The following is a 19,009-nucleotide window of genomic DNA, read 5'->3' as shown; positions in this document are numbered from 1 at the left end:
CAAATGGAAACCGCCTCTTTGTAAGACCGTGGCCAACCGCGTGACACAGCAACATGCCTTGCAAATTAGGGAGCCCTTTGGGAGCATCATCACTGCCGTCAGCCGCCGGTTCGCCGCTGACAATCCAAGCGTAGTAGCAACTCGGCGCTATGCCGCTTGCTTCGCTGAATCGCGGTAGGCAAGCAGCCGCAGCGCATTGAACACGACGAGCAGCGTCGAGCCTTCATGCATCGCCACCGCCGGGCCGATGCCCAGGCCGAGGATCGTCGCGGGCACGAGGAACGCGACGACGCCGAGGCTGACGAACACATTCTGCCGGATGATGCCGCGGGTGTGGCGGCTCAGCCCCACGGCGAACGGCAGATGCGCGAGATCGTCAGCCATCAGCGCGACATCGGCCGTTTCCAGCGCCACGTCCGAGCCTGCAGCACCCATCGCGATGCCAACGGTCGCCGACGCCATCGCCGGCGCATCGTTGACGCCATCGCCGACCATCGCAACCTTGTCTTCGCCGGCGAGCTTCTTGATCGAGGCCACCTTGTCCTCCGGCATCAGGTCGCCCCATGCCTCGTCGAGACCGACATCCTTGGCGATGGCGTCGGCCACCTTCTGGTGGTCGCCCGAGATCATAATCATCCGGGTGATGCCCATCTCGCGCAGCCGCTTGAGCGCAACCTTGGCTGCTTCGCGCGGCGTATCCATCAGCCCGATCGCGCCGACGTCCTTGTCGCCCTTGCGCACCACCATCGTCGTGCGCCCGCCCTCGCGCAGGGTGGCGATGGCGTCGGTCGCGGCCGCGTTCAGCGTCGGGATACCCTCCTTGCCGAACATCTCGGCTTTGCCGATCCATACCGTCTCGCCGTCGACGGTCGCGGTGACGCCGCGTCCGGTCAGACTCTTGAGGTCGGTCGCGGTCGGCAGCTCGCGGTCACCCAAGCGCTCGCGTCCATCCTTCACGATCGCCTGCGCCAGCGGGTGATCGCTCAATCCCTCGACCGCGATAGCGAGCGCCAACAAATCCTCTTCGCTCGCGCCATCGACGGGCACGACATCGGTGATGCGCGGACGGCCCTCTGTCAGCGTCCCCGTCTTGTCGAACGCGATCGCCTTCAGCGAGCCAAGGTTTTCGAGCGGCGCGCCTCCCTTCACCAGTACGCCGCCGCGTGCGGCCCGCGCGACGCCGGACAGCACCGCGCTGGGGGTAGCGATCGCCAGCGCGCAGGGGCTGGCCGCAACCAGCACCGCCATCGCGCGATAGAAGCTGTCGCGGAACGGCTCGTCGACGACGACCCACGCGAACAGTAAGATGAACGACAAGGCCAACACCGTCGGCACGAAGACACGCTCAAACCGATCGGTGAAGCGCTGCGTCGGCGACTTCTGCGTCTCCGCTTCGCTCACCATCTTCACGACCTTGGCGAGCGCGCTTTCGTTGGAACGCCGCGTCACCTCGATCTCGATCGCGGCGCCACCGTTGATAGTGCCGGCGAACACCCGCGACGTTGTCTCGACCGCATCGGGCTTCGCGCGCGCCGCCTCAACATCGGCGACCGGTTCCTTGTCGACCGGAATACTCTCGCCGGTGACGGGGGCCTGGTTGATCGCGCTTGACCCCTTGATGACAAAGCCATCGGCGGGCAGGCGTTCGTTCGGGCGCACGATCACGACATCGCCGACCACCAGCTGTTCGACCGGAATTTCCGTCGTCTGACCGTCGCGGCGCACCGTCGCCTTGTCGGGCGCGAGTTCGGCCAACGCCTCGATCGCCCGCTTTGCGCGCCCCATCGCATAATGCTCGAGCGCATGGCCGAGGCTGAACAGGAAAAGCAGCAGCGCGCCTTCCGCCCAGGCACCGAGCGCCGCGGCGCCGGCGGCCGCGACGAGCATCAGCGTATCGATCTCGAATTTCTTGAGCTTTAGATTGTCGATCGCCTCGCGCAGCGTGAAGAAGCCGCCGAACACATAGGCGCCGACATAGAAGGCGGTCGGCAGCCAGTCGGGGGCACCCGCAACCAGCTTCTCGATCGCGAAGCCGATCGCCAGCAGCGCGCCGCAGGCGAGCGCGAAGATCAGCTCGGTATTGGGGCCGAGGAAATTGGCGTGGGCGTGATCGTGGCCATCGCCCGGTCCGTGCTTTTCTGCGCCATCGGCATGACCGCCAGGCCCGTGATCGTGCCCGGCATGGTCGCCCGCGCCGTGATCGTGTCCAGCAAGATCGCCGGCATGATCCGAGCCAGTCCGCTTGCCCGGCTTGACCTTGAGCTTGCCCAGCGCCGCGACGATCGTCGCCTCGTCGACACGCTCCTTGTCATATTCGACCCGCACGCTGCCCGAGGCGCTGGCGTCCGCCTGCAGCACGCCGGGCACTTGGCACAGGGTCTCGCCGACGGTGCGGGCGCGGCGCTCGTGCCCGATCCCCTCGACCTGCCATGTCGCATGGCCGTATCGCCCGCTGATATCGGCGCCCGCCGCCCGCACCATCTCGCGCACACGCGGCAGCGGCAGCGCCGCCCCGTCGAAATGGATGCACAGCTTCGCCGGCGTCTCTCCATCGGCAGGCAGGACATGCGCGCGCTCGACGCCGGGCTTGGCGCTGAGCGTCGACACGAGACGCCCGACACAGGCATCGGCCGCATCGGGAACCTCCGGCAGCAGGACGGGGATATCGAGTTCGAGCTTTTCGGTCATCACGCCGTCTCCGCGTTGGTCTTGGTTTCTGCCCGCGCATCACGCAGGATTTCGATGCCGCCCTTGATCGCGATAAGAGCGGTAGCCAGGCCCACCAGCAGATCGGGCCAATTCGTCCCCAGCCAAAGCACCAGCGCGCCCGCGATCAGGATGCCGCCATTGGAGATGAAGTCGTTGAAACTGAACGTGGTTGCGGCACGCAGGTTCACATCGGGCTGCTTGAGCTTCTGGAGCAGGCGCAGGCAGACATAGTTCACGACGCCGGCGATGGCCGACATCACCATCATCGTCGGGCCGATCGGATCGCTGCCCTGGACATAGCGGCGGCCGACGTCGATCAGGATGCCGACGGCGAAGATCAGCAGCATGACGCCCGACACGGTTGCGGCCCGCGTCTTCCACGTCGGCCCGTGGCTGAGCGCAATAAGGCTCAGCGCATAGACCGCGGTGTCCGACAGGTTGTCGACGCCGTTGGCGATGAGCGCGCTGGAATCGCCGATCAGGCCCGTCACGAAGAAGCCGGCGGCGATCGCCGCGTTAAGCAGAAACACGATCCAGAGTGTGCGCCGCTCGGCCGAGACCTTTGTGTCCGGTGTAGCCGTCATGCCATGATTTCCTCGATCAGCAGGAGGATGAGGAAGCCGACGAAGAACATCGCGCTGATAAGCGGCGAGTCCGGCTTCTCGTGCGCCTCGACCAGCAGCTCTTCGGTGACGAGATAAAGCAGCGCCATCAGGCCGAAGCTCAGGAAGCCGGTGATCCATATCGGCGACAGCAGCGCTACCGGCTGCGCGACCAGCGCGCCGATCGGCACCAGCACTGCCAGCGCGCAGGTCAGTCCGATCGCCTTTGCCTTGCGATACCGCCCCGCCAGATCGTTGGTGAGGGTCAAGGCCAGGAACAACACTTCGAGGGTCAGCGCGACGGCCAGCAGCGTTCCTGCCTTCTCGCCGGCGATGAAGGCAAGGCCGAGGACCAGGCCGTCTATCGCCAGATCGAGCCCGATCGCGGCGAGAAGTGCCACCGGCCCTTCACAACGGCTTTCCGCCGCCTTGAGCCCGAGCATTACGGCGACGCCCAGCGCCCCACCGATCAGCGTCGCGGTCGGAGAACCGCCGTGCATCACCAGCGGCAGGATCTCCGTCGCAGCAGCGGCGAACACCACGCCGGCCGCGAGATGCTGCATGGCCGCCACCAGCTTCTCGCCGGGGGTGCGCCATCCGGCGATCAGCGCGCCGATCATGATCGCGATCATCGGGATCAGGGAGAATTTGAGCGCCGCCATCGTCAGCGCCCTTCTCTGCCGGGTGGGTTGGTCACAAGCTCGTATCCTTCCTGCACAAGACGGGGGGCTTGTCCCCTTCCTCGATCTTGAGTTCGTTGCCCGAAAACATCGCGCTCATCGTGTCGCCGACATATTGAAGCCCGGCCGCAGGCGCGGTCAGGACAACCGGCGCAGCGTTCCCGTCGCGGCGCAGCTCGAGCGTCAGGCCCTCATTCTTGAAGTCGACGAGGAGCGGGCGATCGTCGTCGCACCGATAGGGGTGGCGACCGGGGATGCCGCTGGCATCCCCGCTGTCCCCGGCGTGGATTTCCTGTTCGGTGGGTTTCGCCTTGCGAGGCTGTTCCGAACAGCCCGACGATGCCAGCACAAGGGCTATGCCGGCGAACCCAAACCGAACCGGCGTCATAGTCGCTCCCGGGAAGAGCCGGTTCATCCAAGCCATTGGGCAGCTCCCACGACACTGGCGATCATGACCATGACGCCGACCAGGATCAGTCTTTCAGGGCGCGGATCTGCCACGTTGCGTATGCGCGCCGCGACCTGCCAGGCAGGCCGCACCCGGACGCGCCAGGACCCCGCCGCGATCCGGTCCAGCTCGGCATCCGAAAGCTGGAAAAACGCTTTCACGTCGCCCCGAGAGCGTCGCGCAAGACCCGTCACGCGAAACACCGGATCGGCCCAGGCCAGATCGACGGCACTTGGACTCGCCGCCATCGGCGCGATGTCTTCCCCCGCTGCCCATGACGGACACAGCAGCGCGACAAGCTGGTGCGGATCGCGTTCGAGCAAAGAAGCCCAGCGCTCCAAACGCGAGCGACGGTCGTCGCTTGGAGGCGGCGATACCGGCCCGAATTGCCCGCCACTCTTGGGCACCCGCCGCGTCGCGCGAGTTTCGGAGGGACGATTGTGCCTCATTGTCGATCAGCCGGCTCGGCGTGATCCTGGGAGGCGCGCTTCAACGGATGAGAGAAGTGCAACGTCAGGAAGGTGGTCAGGCTGAGGATCACCGCGATGTCGTAAAGACCATAGCCGACCGCGGCGCCCAGCGCTCCGGTCGCCCAAAGGCTCGCAGCGGTTGCGGTCCCGGATGCTTTGCCGGCGTGCTTCAATATGGCGCCGCCGCCGATGAAGCCGACGCCGGTAATCAATCCTTCGAGCAGGCGCGCTTGGGCAGGCGATGTGCGTCCGAGAATGGCGATACCGACCAGCACGAAACCGCAACTGGCGATGGCGACCAGCGGAAAGGTCCGGATGCCGGCGCTGCGTTCATCCTTCTCCCGGTTCCAGCCAACCGGAAGTGCCAACGCATAGGCCAGCGCGAGACTGACGATATGGGAAAGCGACTCCCCCCATGACGAGATCGTCATCATGCGGCCGAACCTTCGGCCCGGCCGCTCGCTACCCCGTCCGGTGCATCCTGATAGGCCAGCACCCTGTTGCAGGCCAAGGCAGGCGCGCCGGGGCGCTTGAGCGTGATCCGGTCGCCGCCTGAGATCGACACGTTGAGGTTCCGGCCGGCATAGGTCCGCCCGCTTGCCGGCGCTGTCACCCGTTCCGGAGCGGCGTTCGGTCGGGTCTTTATGTCGAGGGTCAGGCCATCGCCGAGGAAGTCGACATCGAGGCGCGACCCATCAGGACAGGCGTAGAAATGCTCGCCGATGAAGTTGGGCAGCTCGCGATCACGCGACGCTTCGGCCTCGCTCTTGTTGGTGGCTGGCGAGCAGCCAAGCAGGCCCGGCGCCAGAGCAAGCCCGGTCGCGAGGATGATCCCCCGAACCGGGCCGCTCCGCAGGCGCCGAGCCGCTATTTCCCCGTCTTTCCACGATCTATCGCCATGGGCGCTACAGGGGGCACGCCCATGGCGCGGGCCGTTCTCACACGGACACCCGAAGGACTCGTTGTGCGGCGGCCGATCCATAGCAGTCAGTCGAACAATTCGCTGAGAAAGCCCTTGCGGCGGCCCTTATGACCCCGCTCGTACCCGTGCTTTCCGCCATGATCGCCCTGGCCGCGATCGTCGGATATTCCGAGACGAACGCCGCTCAACGGCCGCGCGCTGTCATCGCCGGCGCTGCGCTCGATGATCTTGTCGAGTTCGCCGCGATCGAGCCAGACTCCACGGCATTGCGGGCAATAGTCGATCTCGATTCCCTGCCGCTCGCTCATGACGAGATCGACGCGGCACGTTGGGCACAGCAGCCCCTGGGAAGCACGACTATCTACCATGATGGGTTCCTTTCTTGGGAATGTTGGGGCGTCAGTCATTCGCCGCGCCGCGAGGAGGCGGTGGTTTGATGGGGCGGCGATGTTGCCGCGTAGATCGCCCTGGCAACCGGGATTGCCGGCGCAGGAGATTGAGAAACGCCGCGTCCTGTTGTCGCATGGTCCGCCGCAGACCCTTGCGCATCATGCGGCCGAACAGGCCGCCGATGATGCCTCGACATTCGACCGAATGGTGAATGCAGACGCCGTTCGCGATCGGTTCGATCTCGTAGCGTTCGTCGAAGGTGAGGAAGCCCTTTACGCCCATCTGCCACCCGATGAGCTGGGGCTTGGTCAGGCGGTTGATGACCATTTGCGTCGTCATCTTCCGGTCGCCTTTGAACAGCAGCCAGGTGACGTCCATTTCGGCACCGCGTTCGGCATCGCCCGCGATGCGATAGATGGGGTGCCATCGTGCGTAGCCCCTCAGATCGGAGATCAGTGACCAGACCCGCAGCGCTGACATATTGAAATCGAAAGTGGTCTCTTCCTTCATGGTTGCCTGTCCTGTCCGGCCAAGGCGCGGTGAAAGCGGAGGCCGCGCAAAGGTGGCCCCCTCCCCGATTGGACGGGGGATTGATGGGAGTTGGTGAGGCGCAGAGGGCTTGCATGGCGCAAGCCCTCTCCCTTGCCGGGCCGCGGGTCATCGTCTTAGGCTTCCAGCGTCTTGCTGGCCTTGCCACCGATGACCTCGACCGCCTCAAGCGTCATTAGCCCGATGTCGGGGATATCGCTCAGTGCAGACACGAACGCGCGCAAAGCGTCCTCGAAATCGACGATTTCGATCACCACCGCGCGGTCGCTCTCAAGCACATGGCGTCGATGGACGTGCGCGGACGCCCCGAACCCGATCAGCGCTTCCAGCACCGTCAGGCCCGCCATCTTTCGATCACGCGCCAGCGAGGCGACATATTCGAAGACTTTGCGATCGCCGATGTAAGCCGCTTCATCCGTGTAGATCCGCAGCAGTTTCCGGGCTGGTTCTCCCATCATGCTTCTCCTTTCAGGGGGGCGGGTCCTTCGCTATGCGGCGTGGTCGCCTCTTGCTCATTTTGCCGATCGTTCCGTCCCAAGATCACTTTCGCGATCGCCGGCAGCACCAGCAGTGTAAGGATGGTGGCGGCGACGAGACCGCCGATCACGGTAACGGCGAGCGGCTTCTGCACCTCGGCGCCGGTGCCATGGGCGAGCGCCATCGGCACGAAGCCGATCGCGGGGACGAACCCCGTCATGATGACGGCCCGCATCTTCTCGGCCATGCCGTGACGGATCGCTTCCACCACGGGCATCCCGGATTCGCTGCTCTCCCGGATCGCGGACATGACCACGAGTCCGTTCAGGACCGCCACGCCGGCAAGACAGATGAACCCGACCGCTGCCGACACCGAAAAGTTGATGCCGGTCAGCAGCAACGTGAACACACCGCCCGCCAGCCCCAGCGGCACCGCCAAAAACACTGACGCTGCTCTGCCGAACCCGCCGAGCGCCATGTATAGCAACCCGAATATGACCAGGAAGCACAGCGGCACAACGATCGACAGGCGCTTCGATGCCGCGGCCAAGTTCTCGAACTGACCGCCCCATTCGAGGTAGTAACCGGCAGGCAACTTGACCTGTGCGATCTTCGCTTGCGCTTCCTGGACGAATGAACCCGCATCGCGGCCACCGAGATTGACCTGGACGACCACACGACGCTTGCCGTTTTCCCGGCTGATCTGATTCAGGCCTTCCGTCAGCCGGATTTGCGCCACTTGCGCAAGCGGCACCTGGGCACGCGGCCGTCCCTCGACTTGTGGCAGCAGCACCGGCAGCGTCCGGATGTCGTCAAGGTTTGCGCGCGTCGCTTCAGGTACGCGCACGGTGACATCGAACCGCCGATCGCCCTCGTACACGAGCCCCGACTCACGGCCGCCGAGCCCTGCCGCAACCGTGTCCGCAACGTCGCGCACTGTAAGACCTAGCCGCGCTATGGCGGCGCGGTCGAGCCTTACATCCAGCGCTGGCGCACCACCAACCTGCTCGGCCTTGACGCTGGCCGCACCGGGTATGGTCTGAAGCACCCGCACCATTTCGTTGGCGGTCAGCGCCATCTTGTCGAGATCGTCACCGTAGAGCTTGATCGCGACATCGCCGCGGACACCGGCGATCAATTCGTTGAAGCGAAGCTGGATAGGCTGGCTGACCTCGTAAAGATTCCCGAGCAGCCCTCCGGTCGCTTTCTCAATCTTCGCGACCACGTCAGCTTTGCTTGTGCCGGCGGCCCACTCTTCCTTTTCCTTCAGAATCACAAAGCCGTCGGATACGTTCGGCGGCATTGGGTCGCTGGCCACTTCCGCTGTGCCGGTCTTGGAAAACATCAAGGCGACTTCCGGAACCTTTATCACCGCCTCCTCGACCTTGCGTTCCATCGCCAGCGACTGATCGAGGCTGACCGAGGGCACGCGCGTTGATGCGAAGGCGAGATTTTTCTCGTCGAGCTGGGGAATAAACTCGGAGCCCAGCAGGCCAAATGCGGGAATTGCCGCCAGGAAAAAGGCAAGCCCGCCGAGGATGAACGGCCACGGGCGCGCGATCGCTTTGTCCAGCAACGGCAGGTAGCGGTCCTTGGACTTCCGGATCAGCCAAACGTCCTTTTCCGCGACTTTGCCACGTATCATGATCGCCACCAGCGCCGGCACCAGCGTAATCGCCAGGACGAATGCCGCCACCAGAGCGAGCATGATCGTAATCGCCATCGGCGAGAACGTCTTGCCTTCGGTGCCGGTGAAGGTGAGCAGTGGCGCGAAGGCGAGCAGGATGATCGCCTGACCGAAGACGGTCGGCTTAATCATCTCCTGCGCGGCCCGCATCGTCTCCTCCAGCCGCTCTCGAACCGAAAGCAGCCGACCCTCATGTTCCTGCCGGTGCGCGAGGCGGGCGAGGCAGTTTTCGATGATGATGACGGCACCGTCGACGATCAGACCGAAGTCGAGTGCCCCCAGGCTCATCAGGTTGCCAGGCACGCTGAACGCATTCATCCCCATCGCCATCATCAGAAACGAGAACGGAATCACTAGCGTCGCGATCACCGCCGCGCGCCAGTTGCCGAGCAGCAGAAACAACGATGCTGCAACGAGGATTGCGCCTTCCGTCAGGTTGCGCTGAACCGTCGCCACCGTGGCCCCGACCAACGCGGCGCGGTTCAGCACCACCTTCACCTCGATACCCGGTGGCAGCGTCTTTGCTACCTGGTCGAGCTTGGCAGTCGCCGATTCAGCCACGACGCGGCTGTTCTGGCCGATCAACATCAGCACAGTGCCGATGACCGCCTCCCGGCCGTTCATGCTTCCGGCACCCGTCCGCAAATCGCCACCAACGCGAACGTTCGCGATCTGGCCGATGGTAATTGGCGTTCCGCCTCGCGTCGCCGCGACAGCATTGCGGATTTCATCAACAGTCCGCACGCGTGAGTCGACGCGCACGAGATAGGCTTCGCCCCCGCGATTATAGTAATTCGCGCCGACCGCGAGATTGGCGTTTTCGAGAGCCTGGCCAAGCTCGCTGTACGAGACACCGAAACTGGCGAGCTTCGTCGGATCCGGCTCGACCACGAAGGTCTTGGCATAACCGCCAATCGAATCGACCCCGGCAATGCCTTTAACCGATCGAAGTTGAGGGCCGATAATCCAATCCTGAACGGTGCGCAGGTAGCTTGCTTTGGCCACTGCATCAGTTAGCCGCTCGCCCTCGGGTGTCAGATAGCTGCCATCAGGCTGCCAGCCGGGTTGGCCGGCGACTTTTTTTGCGCCCTTGCCGTCCGGGTTGGCATAGCCAACCGTGTACATGACAATCTCGCCAAGTCCGGTCGACACCGGTCCGACCTGCGGCTGCACGCCGTCCGGCAGGTTTTCTGTCGCCTGGCGCAGCCGTTCACCGACCTGCTGACGCGCGAAATAGAGGTCGGTATCGTCGGTGAAGATCGCACTCACCTGGCTGAAGCCGTTTCGCGAGATCGAGCGCGTCGTCTCGAGTCCGGGAATGCCGGCGAGCGCGATTTCAACCGGGTAGGTTACGAGTTTCTCGATCTCGACCGGCGAGAGCCGCGGGTCGACCGTGTTGATCTGAACCTGCTTCGTGGTGATGTCGGGCACCGCGTCAATCGGCAGCTTGGAGAGCTGCCACACGCCGAGCCCGGCGATGACGAGGAACAAGGCAAGGACCGTCCAGCGGGCGCGGACGGAGAGCGCCATAAGGTTGGCTATCATGGTCTATTCTTCCTCGCCCGCGCCCTTGCCGAGTTCGGCCTTGAGCAGAAATGCGTTCTTGGTCGCGACTTGGGCGCCGCCAACGAGGCCCTTCAAGATCTCGACGCGACCATTGCTGCGCTGACCGATCGTGACGGTCTGCGCGCGGAAGCCCTTCGCGGTCCGCACGAACACGATGTCGCGCCCTTCGAGCGTCTGCACCGCATCCTCCGGCACCACGATCGCGTTGGACGTGCTGCCACGGCTCGGCAGCAGCCTCACCCGCACCGCGAGGCCGGGCTGAAGACTGCCCGACACGTCGAGAACGGCGGTCGCCGAGCGCGTGTCGTTGGCGAGTCCCGGCGTGACGGCGCGTACTCGCGCCTCCGCCGTTCGCCCGTCGGGCAGCTCGATGATAGCCCGATCGCCTGGAGTGAGCCGCTGTGCGTCCGTAGGACCGACCGCCGCCTCGATCTGAATCTTCGACGCATCAGCGACGCGCATCAGCTCGGTTTCAGGCTGGACGAACGCGCCTAGACTGACATTCTCCGAGGTGACACGGCCTGAAATCGGGCTCGAGACCGCCACACCGCGACCATCCGAGGTCACGCGCGCCGCGCCTGCCGCGACACTCGCGCGGCGCGCTTCGGCCGCGGCCGAAGCGGCTTCCGCCTCCGCCTGTTCCAGCTCGACTCGTGCCGAGACCTTCTGGCGGTATAGGTACTGCTCTCGGGCGAGCGCCTTTTGCGCCAAGGTCGATTTGGCAGCGGCAGCAGTGCGATCGGCGGCAAACTGTGCCGCGTCCCGGCTCTCGACGATAGCCAACGTCTCACCGGCGCGCACCGGATCACCGAGGCGCTTCATCAGCCGCGTCACCGCGCCGGCTGCGCGGGCGGTCACGATCGCCTCGCCTTGCAGCGATGCGCTGACCATCGCCTGCGCGACGATTTCCGCGCCGAGCCCGCCGGGATTGATTGTCTCTGTGGCGATGCCGGCCTGCTGGACCGCCTGCTCGGTCATCGCCACCGTGTCGGGGGTCTTTTCCTCTTCTGCCGGGGCAGCGGCGTTGCTGCTTGCCGCTTCGGTCGCGGCAGGTTCGCTCGCGGTCCAGCGTGCGATCCCGAAGCCGCCAAGTGCGGCAACGATCGCGACAGCCGCCGCACCGCCCAGGAGGCGCTTATCGTTCATCATCGATCTTCTCCGGAAATCATGGGGGCCGGCGTCGTGAGCCGGTCAAGCCGAGCCTGCGCGTCGTGGTACGCGGCGAGCGCATCGACGTAGGTCTGGCGGGTCTGTGAGAGCGTGCGCTCGGCATCGAGGAGCGCGATCTGGTCGAACTTGCCCTGCGTCCAGCCGATCCGCGCGATGCGGGCGGCTTCCTGTGCCGCCGCCAGCCCCGGTCCACCTGCCGCCCGCGCGGTCGCAGCGGCGTTCGCCACTTCGGTTTGCGCGCTGGCGATTTGCTGGCGGGTATCGATCACAGCAAGGTTGCGCAGCGCGATCGCCTGCGTCTGCTCCGATCGCGACTGCGCCACGAACGCGCTGCCGTTGTTGAACACTGGGATCGGGAAAGAGATACCCACCATCGCGGCGGTGTCGTTGCTCGCCTCCAATCGGCGGGCGAAGGTGCTGACGGTCAGGTCGGGCACGCGCAGCGACCTCGCGACGCGCACTTGAGCATCGGCGGTACGCACGTCGGCCTCCGCCGCCGCCAGGGCCAACGTCCCTTCGACCTCGATCGGCCGTGGCGGTCCGTAGCCATCGATCCTCTCGAACCACGCGCGATCGAGCGGCCCCGTCACCGGTGCCGACAACAATGTCTCAAGGTTGGCCCGCGCCGCCTGTGCCTGGCGGGCGGCGCTGTCGGCCGCGACCTGCGCATTGATGCGAAGCACGTCGGCACGCTGTTGTTCGATCGGGCCGACGTCGCCAGCCTTCACACGCTCGCTTGAGACCCGAAAAGCATTGTTGGCAATCCCGGCCTGTTCGCTCAGCACTTCGGCGCGGCGCTCCGCGGCGGCGGCCTCGATATAGAGCTGCGTAATCCGCAGCCGGAGATCCGCTCGCGCGATTTCAGCCTGAACTTGAGCACGGGTGAGCCGCGCCGTTGCGAGCGCGACACGCGCCGGCCGCTTGCCGCCCAACTCCAGCGGGAGCGCCACACCCACTGTCGTTTCGGAACTTCGCAGGCCTTTATAAACGCCAGTGCCGGCCACGTTCTCGACCTGAGCCTGAAACTCGGGGTTGGGGCGTAGCCCGGCAACGCGCCGGGCTGCGGTCGCGGCATCGACGCCGGCCGTAGCCGCCGCGACCGATGGCAGGGGCGCAGGACCGTTACCCCCCGCCCCCGATGCCAAACCGTTGCTGACGACGGCCGATGGGACTGATGGCATACCGCCCGCAGCCAGAGCGTTCTCGAGCGAGAACGCATCTGCCGCTTGTGATGAAGAGGGCGTCGCTGGAATGCCGAGCGACGGTGCTGTCTGCGCCCCGGCCGTACTGGCCAAGGTCGCCGCGACCATGAAGGCCGCGATTGTACGATACATAGATGATGACTCCTGACGAACCAAGTTCGCCCCGCGCAGCAATGGCCGGCGAGGTCAGCGGATCGTCAGGCTTGGGGCGGCCTTAGCGCCGGATCGGCAGTCGAGAGCGGCCGCATGGAGTGGCTTGCGAAAATGGGGGCAAGCCGAAGGTCGTGCGTGAGCGCGGTATTCGAGATCTTGACCGGCGCTGCGACGTGATCGCCGTGACAGCCGCCGTGATGGTGAGGATACCCTTTGTCACCATCGGAGGGTACCTGATCAGCGTCGCCGGGCGCATGGCCCATGGCAACTTCGTCCACACCTATCTCTTGCGATGAAACGCTTACGTCCGGCCGTTCCAGCACATGCGCGGTCGCCGTCGTCCCCAACGAGAGGGCGATCGTCAAATAAGCAAGGATGTTGAGCAGGCGTCGCACGGACAACGAACTAACAGGAAAGCCGACAACGGGATAGCCCCGACATCGCATGAAGGCCTAAGATGTCATCGCATAATCTCGGGCGAGACCAGGCACATCGTGCGCGAAGGCATATGGCGATGGAAAGCATCTATTTGCGCTCCAGCAACTGCAAGCGGCCAGAGGTCATCGAATGTTGAGCCGACGTACCATCCAGCGGTTTTGCGTCCGCCTGCAGCGAACGCGACCCCGAGGCGATACCCGCGACGATCTCGCCGGCGAACATCGTCAGATTGATCGCGAGAGCGATCCACAGCAAGCGGCGCCAGCGCGGATCGGGCGCCGCCGGCGCATCCGACTGGCAGCTGCTACAGACCATGATTATCAACGCGTGCAAGCATCATGAGCAGCCTTATGCACCCTCTAGCTACTAGAGGGTCAAGACGAATATCGCGTCCTGCTCCGATCTTCATCCCGTGGTTGCCACGACGGCACGGCGCCGGTTGAGCATGAACCCGCCGGCCACCGCGACAAGCATCAGCAACTGGGCGCCCATCGACTGCACGGTCGGGAAGATGCCGAGCACCGAGACGCGAATTCCGCCGTCCAGCGGCGCAATATCGATGATGCCCGCTTCCTGCAGCGCCGACACACCCTTGCCGGTGAGTACGATGGTGAGGAGCGCCATCAGCCACGCGCTATAAGCGAAGAACTTCGCAATCGGCAGGTCACGACTGTAGCGCAGCATCGCCCAGGCAATAACGCCGAGCAGCAGGACAGCCGAGCCGGCGCCCGCCAGCATGACCCCGCCATTGCCTTGGGTCCAGAGCGCAGCATAAAACAGGATGGTCTCGAACACCTCGCGATAGACGACGATGAAGGCCAGGCCAAACAGGAACCAGGCCGATTGCCGGGACAGTGCGTGCGACATCTTTTCGCGGATGTAGCGCTGCCATTGGCCCGCCTGCGCCTTGCCATGCATCCAGATCCCCACGGAGAGCAGAACGACGGCCGCGAACAGCGATCCAAACCCTTCGGTGAGCTCCCGGCTCGCGCCGCTGATCCCAATCGCATAGGTTGCAACCGCCCAGGTCAGGCCGCCCGCCGCCAGCGCGCCGATCCAACCGCCATGGACATAGGGCAACACCTCGGGTCGCTCGGCCTTGCGCAGGAAGGCGATCATCGCAACGACGATCAGCAGGGCTTCGAGGCCCTCGCGCAGCAAGATGGTGAACGCGCCCAGGAAGGTAGAAGCGCTGCTCGCCGCGTCCGGAGACAAGGCCGCGTCGGCGTCGTCGAACAAGCCGTTGAGCACCTGGATACGCGTCGCTATCTCGTCGGCGGGCCGACCTTGCTGGAGCGAGGCCCGAAATTCGCCCATGGCGCTTTCGATATGACCCATGAGCGTAGCGTCACGCGCGGTCAGCATCGGCTCGAGCGGTTCGAACCCGTCGAGATAGGCGGAGAGCGCGAGCTCTCGGGCGGCGTGGCTGTCGCCCGCGCGATAGGCCGCGAGGCTCAGTCGCAGCTTCGCGCGCGCAACATCAAGTGAGCCGGGGGCCTGCCGAACCACCGCTTCCGGGTGGCGGCGCAGATAGGCGATGACCGCATCGGCCTTGTCGACTCCCACATCCTTGGCGAGGGCTTCCGGCGTCAGGCCGGCCAGCGCTGTTAGATCGGGAATCTGCTGGCGAAGGCCGGGATCGGCTTTCCAGAGTCGCTCACCTTCCTTGGCAGCAACATCGGAAAAGGCAAAATGCCCCGCATAGAAGGCGACAGCCCAGCGATCATCGGTCGGCAGCGACGAAAAGCTCTGCATCGCGGTGCCGTCGATGCCCTGATCGATCACCTGATACAGCGCGAAGGGGCTGCGCTGGCGGGCGCGGGCGGCATCGGTGAACGCGATTGGCGGCGTGGCGAGCTTGGCGGCGTTCGGGCCATGGCCATCGCCGGCAGGGCCGTGGCAGCTCGCACAGTTCTGCGCGAAGAGCGTCGCGCCACGGGCGAAATCGGGTGCCTTGGCCGGTGCAAGCGGGACCGGATAGGCTTTGAGCAGATCAGCGGCGAGACCATGGGCAAGATCGGCAACCTGGTTCGGTGAGCCTTTCACTGCCACGACCGCCTGAAGCCGTGCCGCACGATCGATAAGCTTGCTGCGCTCGGGTGTTGGCGGCAGCGTCGCGAGGCGCGCAGAGACCGACGCTGCAAACTCGGTCATTTCGCTATACTCGGACGCGCTCTTGATCTTGCCGCCGGAGACCGCGCCGCCATAGTCTACCGCCATGTAGTCGAGAAGCCGCCACGCGGTCTGAACGTCAGACGTTTCGGCTTGAGCGATTGCGCTTGCGCCCAGTGTACAGGCGGCAGCACCAAGCACCGCCAACATGCGGAGTGCCCATCGGTGGAGTGAGGGTGCTCGCCCGCGAATCGACCAAAGGCGGAGACTGCTCGAGGACGTAAACATCCGCTTTCTTTAGACCCTCTAGCAGCTAGAGGGTCAAGCAGTTTTTTGCGACTAGTTTGCATTAGCGCAGATAGCCGCAAAAGCAATCCTGAGTCTGTCGCCCTCCTAGCCACCCGCCGCGGAATCCGGCGCCAGGGTTTCGATGATGCGGCATTCCGAAATGGTGCCGTGCCCACACTGGACGATCACGCTGCTTAATTCAGACCGTAGAGTATTCAGGTCCCGAAGCTTTCGGTCGATCTCGGCAAGATGTTCGCGAGCGATCGTATCCACGGCCTTGCACGAGATGTCCTTCTGGTCAGCGAGTTTGAGAAGCTCCTGGACCTGGCCGATCGAGAAACCCAGCGCGCGTGCGCGGCGGATGAAGCTGAGCCGGGCGAGATGCTGCGCAGAGTAGGCCCGATAATTGCCCTTCGTCCGCCCGGGCGGGGCAAGCAAGCCCACGCTCTCATAGTAGCGAATTGTCTCTACCTTCGTTCCGGTCGCGGTGGCGAGCTTTCCGATGCTGAGTAGCTCGACGGACATATCGTTTGACCCTCTAGTGACTTCAGGCTTTATAGAGGATGTCATGTCGAAGAGTCGAGGTGACGATATGGTCGAGCAAACCGACGCGCGCGCTATAGCGATGGGCCGCTGGTGGCGCTTCAAGGTCCGCGGGCTCGACTGCCAGAATGAGGTTCGGCTTCTCAAGGAGGTCCTCGTCCCCCTTGTCGGAGACGAGCAACGTCTGTCGTTCCAGCCGAAGCACGGTTTCCTTGATATCGATGTCGAGGCCGGCATCGGAGTGGAGGCGGTAATCGCGGCCGTATCGACCACCGGGATGACAGCCGAATTGCTAACCGCGAATGCGTTCACCGAGGATAAAGCAGAGGCCGGCGGTTGCAGCAGCTGCTCGGGCGAACCGACGCCTGTCGAACAGATGCTTCCGGACCGTCCGGACAGCGTCATCTTCAAGATCCAAGGCATGGACTGCGGTGACGAAGTCGCGGTTCTCAAGCGCGAAGTCGGGCCGATCGTCGGGTTGGGGAACCTGTCGTTCGATCTCATCAATGGCCGCATGTCGATCGCGGGTGCTTCCGACGCCTTACATCACACCGAAATATTGAAGGCGGTCGAGCGCACCGGCATGCGCGCCGAACTCTGGAAAGAAGGCGTGAACAGTGCCGGCGCGCAAGCCGAGCAGCGTCGGCGCCGCATCCAGGCCGCGCTGACGATCGCGAGCGGCGTGTTGGTGGTGGCGGGCTTTGCGATCCATGCCCGCGCGAGCGGCCTCGCCGCGGTGCTGCACGAGAGTCTGGCGCGGGAGGCTCATCCTCCCCTCCTCGCCATGCTCGCCTATTCCCTGGCGATCCTCTCGGCGGTTCGGTACGTCGCCCCCAAGGCGGTCCTCGCGGCGCGGCGGCTCCGGCCGGACATGAACCTGCTCATGATCGTCGCGGTGGCGGGCGCCCTCGGCATTGGGCAATGGTTCGAAGCGGCGACCGTGGCGTTCTTTTTCGCGCTTGCGCTCGCGCTCGAGGCATGGAGCCTTGGACGTGCCCGCCGCGCCGTCGCGGCGCTCATGGACATCGCGCCTGACTCTGCCCGGATACGGGATGCCGCAGGCGTCGAGAAGGATGTGCCGGTCGCTGATGTTGCGGTCGGCACGCAGGTGATCGTTCCGCCCGGCGGAAAGATTCCGCTCGATGGGCGCGTCGTTGCGGGGACGAGCGCGGTCGATCAGGCGCCGATTACAGGTGAAAGCGTCCCCGTCACCGTCGCGCAAGGCGCAACGGTCTTTGCCGGGACCATCAACGGCATGGGCGCGATCGAGATCGTAACGACCCGGCCGGCCTCCGACACGACACTCGCCCGTATCGTGCGCATGGTCGGCGAGGCGCAGAGCAAGCGTGCGCCGACCGAACAGTGGGTGGAGCGCTTCGCGCGGATCTACACGCCGGTCGTGATGGCGCTTGCGCTGGCGGTGTTCCTGGTGCCGCCGCTTCTGCTCGGGGGAAGCTCGGCCGCCTGGTTCTATCAGGCGCTGGTGTTGCTTGTCATCGCCTGCCCCTGCGCACTCGTCATCTCGACCCCCGTCAGCATCGTCGCGGGGCTGACCGGCGCAGCCCGGCAGGGCGTGCTGGTCAAAGGCGGCGTCCATCTCGAAACGCCTGCCCGCATCACCGCGATCGCCATGGATAAGACGGGCACGCTCACGCTTGGACGTCCCAAGGTGATCGAACTGATCCCGCTTGGCGGCCGGGACGAACTTGAACTGCTGGCGGTTGCGGCTGCTATCGAAGCGCGAAGCGAGCACCCGATTGCGCGTGCGATCCTCGATGCCGCAGCGGAACGCGGCGTTGACGTGGTCCCCGCAAAGGCCGTGACGGCGTTGCCCGGCAAAGGCGTCGTTGGCGCGATCGATGGTCGCGAGGCCTGGGTCGGATCTCCCGGCTATCTTGGAGAGCGACTTGGGGACGCCGGCGATGATGCGCTTGCCGTCCAATTGCATCGCATAGCCGCCGCGGGACTGACCGGGATTATTGTCGGTGAGGCAAAGTCGGTCATCGGATTGATTGCGGTCGGTGACGCGATGCGTCCCGAGGCCCGACAGATCGTCGCGCAACTGCATGAACTTGGCATCGCGCAGATCGTCATGCTGACCGGAGACAGTCGCGCGCCTGCCGAGGCCATCGCGCGCGAGACCGGCGTGGATGAGGTTCACGCCGAGCTGCTTCCCGAACAGAAGGTCGAGGCGATAGAAAGGCTGGTAGCGCAGCACAACCTTGTCGCCATGGTCGGTGACGGCGTCAATGATGCGCCGGCGATGGCGCGCTCGGGCCTCGGCATCGCCATGGGTGCGATTGGCAGCGATGCGGCGATCGAGACGGCGGATATCGCGCTGATGCAGGACGATCTCTCCCGCCTGCCGTGGCTCATTCGGCATTCCAGGGCGACGCTCGCCGTCATCCGGCAGAACATCGGCTTCTCACTGACGGTAAAGCTCGTTTTCGCAGGTCTGACTCTGCTTGGCATGGCCTCGCTCTGGGGCGCGATCGCGGCGGATGTCGGCGCTTCGCTCCTGGTCGTGCTCAATGGTATGCGTCTTGTCGGTCGCGACCAGCGAGTTCGATAATCCGGTTACCCAGGCAGCGAAGCAACGATCT

At 64.8% G+C, this 19,009-nt stretch carries 18 protein-coding genes; 2 read left to right on the top strand and 16 right to left on the bottom strand.

What is annotated here, in order from left to right; translation table 11 throughout:
• Nucleotides 1-147 precede the first annotated feature (147 nt).
• From VVT58_RS23365 to VVT58_RS23305, 13 genes are all read right to left on the bottom strand, one after another.
• Nucleotides 148-2,688, bottom strand: a complete 2,541-nt coding sequence (locus VVT58_RS23365) for a heavy metal translocating P-type ATPase (protein WP_196871743.1) — start codon at nt 2,686-2,688, stop codon at nt 148-150.
• Complete coding sequence (locus VVT58_RS23360) at nt 2,688-3,293, bottom strand: cation transporter (RefSeq protein ID WP_021243415.1); 606 nt, start codon at nt 3,291-3,293, stop codon at nt 2,688-2,690. Before VVT58_RS23360 ends, VVT58_RS23365 begins: the two co-directional genes overlap by 1 nt.
• Nucleotides 3,290-3,973 (bottom strand): ZIP family metal transporter, encoded by a 684-nt coding sequence (locus VVT58_RS23355; protein WP_021243416.1) that lies wholly within the window; start codon nt 3,971-3,973, stop codon nt 3,290-3,292. The genes VVT58_RS23360 and VVT58_RS23355 overlap by 4 nt, the downstream gene beginning before the upstream one ends.
• 31 nt (nt 3,974-4,004) lie before the next feature.
• A complete protein-coding gene (locus VVT58_RS23350) occupies nt 4,005-4,379 on the bottom strand; it encodes a hypothetical protein (RefSeq protein ID WP_021243417.1) in 375 nt (124 codons plus the stop codon).
• A gap of 23 nt (nt 4,380-4,402) precedes the next feature.
• On the bottom strand, nt 4,403-4,762 hold the full coding sequence (locus VVT58_RS23345; protein ID WP_231377892.1) for a hypothetical protein: 360 nt from the start codon (nt 4,760-4,762) through the stop codon (nt 4,403-4,405).
• A 122-nt stretch (nt 4,763-4,884) separates the two neighbouring features.
• On the bottom strand, nt 4,885-5,340 hold the full coding sequence (locus VVT58_RS23340) for an MgtC/SapB family protein (RefSeq protein ID WP_031290463.1): 456 nt from the start codon (nt 5,338-5,340) through the stop codon (nt 4,885-4,887).
• Nucleotides 5,340-5,891 carry a hypothetical protein gene (locus VVT58_RS23335; RefSeq protein WP_021243420.1) on the bottom strand — a complete coding sequence of 184 codons (552 nt, stop codon included), beginning with the start codon at nt 5,889-5,891 and terminating at the stop codon, nt 5,340-5,342. The genes VVT58_RS23340 and VVT58_RS23335 overlap by 1 nt, the downstream gene beginning before the upstream one ends.
• Nucleotides 5,892-5,896: 5 nt before the next feature.
• Nucleotides 5,897-6,199 carry a zf-TFIIB domain-containing protein gene (locus VVT58_RS23330; RefSeq protein ID WP_021243421.1) on the bottom strand — a complete coding sequence of 101 codons (303 nt, stop codon included), beginning with the start codon at nt 6,197-6,199 and terminating at the stop codon, nt 5,897-5,899.
• A gap of 31 nt (nt 6,200-6,230) precedes the next feature.
• The gene (locus tag VVT58_RS23325) at nt 6,231-6,731 is read right to left on the bottom strand and encodes an SRPBCC family protein (RefSeq protein WP_021243422.1); all 501 of its coding nucleotides are present in this window, start codon (nt 6,729-6,731) and stop codon (nt 6,231-6,233) included.
• A 155-nt stretch (nt 6,732-6,886) separates the two neighbouring features.
• Nucleotides 6,887-7,225, bottom strand: coding sequence for a DUF190 domain-containing protein (locus VVT58_RS23320; protein WP_021243423.1), 339 nt, complete (start codon nt 7,223-7,225; stop codon nt 6,887-6,889).
• A complete protein-coding gene (locus VVT58_RS23315) occupies nt 7,225-10,479 on the bottom strand; it encodes an efflux RND transporter permease subunit (RefSeq protein ID WP_021243424.1) in 3,255 nt (1,084 codons plus the stop codon). The genes VVT58_RS23320 and VVT58_RS23315 overlap by 1 nt, the downstream gene beginning before the upstream one ends.
• Nucleotides 10,480-10,482: 3 nt before the next feature.
• Complete coding sequence (locus tag VVT58_RS23310) at nt 10,483-11,646, bottom strand: efflux RND transporter periplasmic adaptor subunit (protein WP_021243425.1); 1,164 nt, start codon at nt 11,644-11,646, stop codon at nt 10,483-10,485.
• On the bottom strand, nt 11,646-13,004 hold the full coding sequence (locus tag VVT58_RS23305; RefSeq protein ID WP_031290466.1) for a TolC family protein: 1,359 nt from the start codon (nt 13,002-13,004) through the stop codon (nt 11,646-11,648). The genes VVT58_RS23310 and VVT58_RS23305 overlap by 1 nt, the downstream gene beginning before the upstream one ends.
• A gap of 152 nt (nt 13,005-13,156) precedes the next feature.
• Here VVT58_RS23305 and VVT58_RS23300 point away from each other — a divergent pair, with 152 nt between their 5' ends.
• Nucleotides 13,157-13,321 carry a hypothetical protein gene (locus VVT58_RS23300; RefSeq protein WP_021243428.1) on the top strand — a complete coding sequence of 55 codons (165 nt, stop codon included), beginning with the start codon at nt 13,157-13,159 and terminating at the stop codon, nt 13,319-13,321.
• Nucleotides 13,322-13,550: 229 nt separating this feature from the next.
• Here VVT58_RS23300 and VVT58_RS23295 read toward each other — a convergent pair whose 3' ends face one another.
• The 3 genes from VVT58_RS23295 to VVT58_RS23285 form a co-directional block, all read right to left on the bottom strand.
• Nucleotides 13,551-13,778, bottom strand: a complete 228-nt coding sequence (locus VVT58_RS23295) for a hypothetical protein (RefSeq protein ID WP_021243429.1) — start codon at nt 13,776-13,778, stop codon at nt 13,551-13,553.
• 90 nt (nt 13,779-13,868) lie between these two features.
• On the bottom strand, nt 13,869-15,785 hold the full coding sequence (locus VVT58_RS23290; RefSeq protein WP_021243430.1) for an FTR1 family protein: 1,917 nt from the start codon (nt 15,783-15,785) through the stop codon (nt 13,869-13,871).
• A 183-nt stretch (nt 15,786-15,968) separates the two neighbouring features.
• Nucleotides 15,969-16,388: a helix-turn-helix domain-containing protein gene (locus VVT58_RS23285; RefSeq protein WP_021243431.1), complete on the bottom strand. Its 420-nt coding sequence runs from the start codon at nt 16,386-16,388 to the stop codon at nt 15,969-15,971.
• 43 nt (nt 16,389-16,431) lie between these two features.
• Here VVT58_RS23285 and VVT58_RS23280 point away from each other — a divergent pair, with 43 nt between their 5' ends.
• Nucleotides 16,432-18,978 (top strand): cation-translocating P-type ATPase, encoded by a 2,547-nt coding sequence (locus VVT58_RS23280; protein ID WP_236614705.1) that lies wholly within the window; start codon nt 16,432-16,434, stop codon nt 18,976-18,978.
• The last annotated feature ends 31 nt before the right edge of the window (nt 18,979-19,009 follow it).

It is taken from the genome of Sphingobium sp. SJ10-10, from assembly GCF_036038995.2.
Classification (GTDB): Bacteria; Pseudomonadota; Alphaproteobacteria; order Sphingomonadales; family Sphingomonadaceae; genus Sphingobium.
This window is presented reverse-complemented; position numbering and strand designations above follow the sequence as displayed.

Coding starts and splice junctions, on each gene's coding strand:
- VVT58_RS23310 (WP_021243425.1), bottom strand. CDS start 11,646: ATGAACGATAAGCGCCTCCTGGGCGGTGCGGCGGCTGTCGCGATCGTT.
- VVT58_RS23290 (WP_021243430.1), bottom strand. CDS start 15,785: ATGTTGGCGGTGCTTGGTGCTGCCGCCTGTACACTGGGCGCAAGCGCA.
- VVT58_RS23295 (WP_021243429.1), bottom strand. CDS start 13,778: ATGGTCTGTAGCAGCTGCCAGTCGGATGCGCCGGCGGCGCCCGATCCG.
- VVT58_RS23325 (WP_021243422.1), bottom strand. CDS start 6,731: ATGAAGGAAGAGACCACTTTCGATTTCAATATGTCAGCGCTGCGGGTC.
- VVT58_RS23360 (WP_021243415.1), bottom strand. CDS start 3,293: ATGACGGCTACACCGGACACAAAGGTCTCGGCCGAGCGGCGCACACTC.
- VVT58_RS23335 (WP_021243420.1), bottom strand. CDS start 5,891: ATGGATCGGCCGCCGCACAACGAGTCCTTCGGGTGTCCGTGTGAGAAC.
- VVT58_RS23365 (WP_196871743.1), bottom strand. CDS start 2,688: ATGACCGAAAAGCTCGAACTCGATATCCCCGTCCTGCTGCCGGAGGTT.
- VVT58_RS23340 (WP_031290463.1), bottom strand. CDS start 5,340: ATGACGATCTCGTCATGGGGGGAGTCGCTTTCCCATATCGTCAGTCTC.
- VVT58_RS23350 (WP_021243417.1), bottom strand. CDS start 4,379: ATGACGCCGGTTCGGTTTGGGTTCGCCGGCATAGCCCTTGTGCTGGCA.
- VVT58_RS23320 (WP_021243423.1), bottom strand. CDS start 7,225: ATGGGAGAACCAGCCCGGAAACTGCTGCGGATCTACACGGATGAAGCG.
- VVT58_RS23305 (WP_031290466.1), bottom strand. CDS start 13,004: ATGTATCGTACAATCGCGGCCTTCATGGTCGCGGCGACCTTGGCCAGT.
- VVT58_RS23280 (WP_236614705.1), top strand. CDS start 16,432: ATGTCGAAGAGTCGAGGTGACGATATGGTCGAGCAAACCGACGCGCGC.
- VVT58_RS23285 (WP_021243431.1), bottom strand. CDS start 16,388: ATGTCCGTCGAGCTACTCAGCATCGGAAAGCTCGCCACCGCGACCGGA.
- VVT58_RS23330 (WP_021243421.1), bottom strand. CDS start 6,199: ATGGTAGATAGTCGTGCTTCCCAGGGGCTGCTGTGCCCAACGTGCCGC.
- VVT58_RS23315 (WP_021243424.1), bottom strand. CDS start 10,479: ATGATAGCCAACCTTATGGCGCTCTCCGTCCGCGCCCGCTGGACGGTC.
- VVT58_RS23355 (WP_021243416.1), bottom strand. CDS start 3,973: ATGGCGGCGCTCAAATTCTCCCTGATCCCGATGATCGCGATCATGATC.